Annotated in this window: 2 protein-coding genes; both read right to left on the bottom strand. The window is 33.3% G+C overall.

What is annotated here, in order from left to right:
• Positions 1-14: 14 nt before the first annotated feature.
• Positions 15-413 carry an NUDIX hydrolase gene (locus tag GMC_RS0101350; protein WP_010520441.1) on the bottom strand — a complete coding sequence of 133 codons (399 nt, stop codon included), beginning with the start codon at positions 411-413 and terminating at the stop codon, positions 15-17.
• Positions 414-547: 134 nt separating this feature from the next.
• Positions 548-1984 (bottom strand): pyridoxal phosphate-dependent decarboxylase family protein, encoded by a 1437-nt coding sequence (locus GMC_RS18600; RefSeq protein ID WP_010520440.1) that lies wholly within the window; start codon positions 1982-1984, stop codon positions 548-550.
• Positions 1985-2062 lie beyond the last annotated feature (78 nt).

Here is a 2062-nt window from a genome sequence, read left to right as displayed (position 1 = left end):
TTGTAATACGTTTTTTATTCCAGTTTCCCTTTTTTTTTAAGGAATCCAAATATTTTTTTGTCCACTTCCGAAATTATATCCAAGTCCTTGTAGTTCAGCCATCTGATTTCTTCGATTTCACTAGTCGGTTCCATTATTCCGTCATATTTGGCCTTGTAGCAAGTCATTTTTACAATAACTCCATCTTTTGCACCGTCCGACTGCGCTTTGAAAGTCCCAACATATTCGATAGTATTTTCATCAATTTCAACGTTTAGTTCTTCCGCAATTTCCCTAACCAAAGTTTGTTCGTCAGTCTCGCCATATTCCCTTTTCCCACCAGGAATATAATATTTCGTCTTTCCTCTTGATTTCGTGCTTAAAATCTGTCCATTTTTAGTTTCTATGAACGCTATTTTGTCAACTTCATTCATTTTTTGAGCGATTTTGGAAATGTTTTACAACGGTCTAGTATAAGAATAGTAGCGTATTTTCACACATAAACTTTTCGAATAAACACAGACCTTTTTTGTAATTATTTACTTTCGATTAAGCGCTTAAACCGCTATTATTTTAATACATTGTTGTCAACTGGCTTTACCCACATAGTTTCTATTACTCTATTCATTTCCTCAAACACGATTTGTATATCATCTTTAGTTGTTCTCCAATTCACAAATGATGCTCTAATTCCATTTTTATTATTGAAAAAAGTAGGCGTCATAAATACTTTTCCAGTATCGTTTAGAGTCGTTAAAAAGAGCTGTGCTTTTTCTTGATTTTCTTTTCCATTCAAAGTGAAGACTATATTATTTAATCTTACAGGTGCTAACAATTTAAATTTTTCACTTTGTTCGAGATACTCACCAAGAAGATTAGCTAATGAAATACAATTTTCTACGATATCATTATAACCTTCTTTCCCATACGCAGTAAGGGTGAACCAAGCTGGTAAGGCTTTGAGTCGCCTTGAATTTTCAGGTAGAAAATTGAGATAATTAAAATTATTTAATGGATTCCCAAGGTATGGTGCATTAGAATTTTGAAAACTTTCCGTTTGTAATATTTTGTGCTCTTCTTTCACAAAGAAAACGGCACTTTCATAAGGAACGTTTAACCATTTGTGACAGTCAATTGTAATGCTATCTGAATGTTCCCAATCCTTAAGTAAATGTTTATGACTATTAGAGCATGCTGCAAAACCACCAAATGCAGCATCTATATGCCACCAAAATTTATATTTGATTCTTAATTTATTAATTGCTACAAAATCATCAAAATCAACTGTGTTGACTGTTCCGCCACTTGTTACTAGAATGAATGGTTGCCCATTGAGTGTTTTAATTTTATTTTCTAAATCGGATATTGAAATCGCCTCTCTATTATTCTCAATTGTATTTACTTTTATAATATTATTACTTCCCAAACCTAAAAGCGCAAGAGACTTTATTATAGAAGAATGAGGTGTTGCAGTCAATATGTTGATTTTTTCTGTAACACCATCTTTTGCGAAATCTTTGTTATGAATTTTCCCTATCCATTGACGTGCAACTGCTAGACAAGTAAAACTTGACATAGTTGCTCCAGTTACGAAACCACCTAAAAAGGTTTCAGGTAATTCAAATAAGTCTAAAAGCAAGTTGATTGTTTCTAATTCAATATTTGCTGAAATATCTCCTTGTCCGTTAACACCTTGAGTATTCTGGTCATAAATAGAAGCTAACCAATCTCCAACTATAGAAGCTGGTGTTGAACCTCCTGTTACGTACCCCCAAAATCTTGGGCCAGATGAAGAAACAATTATCGGTTCAAATCTTTTATTAAATAATTCTAATGTTTCATCAGTTCCAAGTCCAGAATAATTTAATCTCCTTTTGTCTTGAATTACGGGTTTTGTTGAAGTAAGTCTTTTGTTAATATTTGAAAGATAATCAACTCCTTGATTTTTAACCTTTTCAAGGACTCTATCAAGTTCATTAGATTCAGATTGTATTTTTTCGTTCATTTTATGTCTGTTCTTTCAGCTTGTTGCCGACGGGTTGGCTATGCGCAGTGTCCCGAAGGGCATTGCGTATAGGTGTTG

It is taken from the genome of Aquimarina agarivorans, assembly GCF_000218485.1.
In the GTDB taxonomy this organism is placed as follows: Bacteria; Bacteroidota; Bacteroidia; order Flavobacteriales; family Flavobacteriaceae; genus Aquimarina; species Aquimarina agarivorans.
The sequence above is the reverse complement of the archived record's forward strand: the minus strand, read 5'-3'. Positions and strand labels throughout refer to the sequence as shown.

Coding starts and splice junctions, on each gene's coding strand:
- GMC_RS18600 (WP_010520440.1), bottom strand. CDS start 1,984: ATGAACGAAAAAATACAATCTGAATCTAATGAACTTGATAGAGTCCTT.
- GMC_RS0101350 (WP_010520441.1), bottom strand. CDS start 413: ATGAATGAAGTTGACAAAATAGCGTTCATAGAAACTAAAAATGGACAG.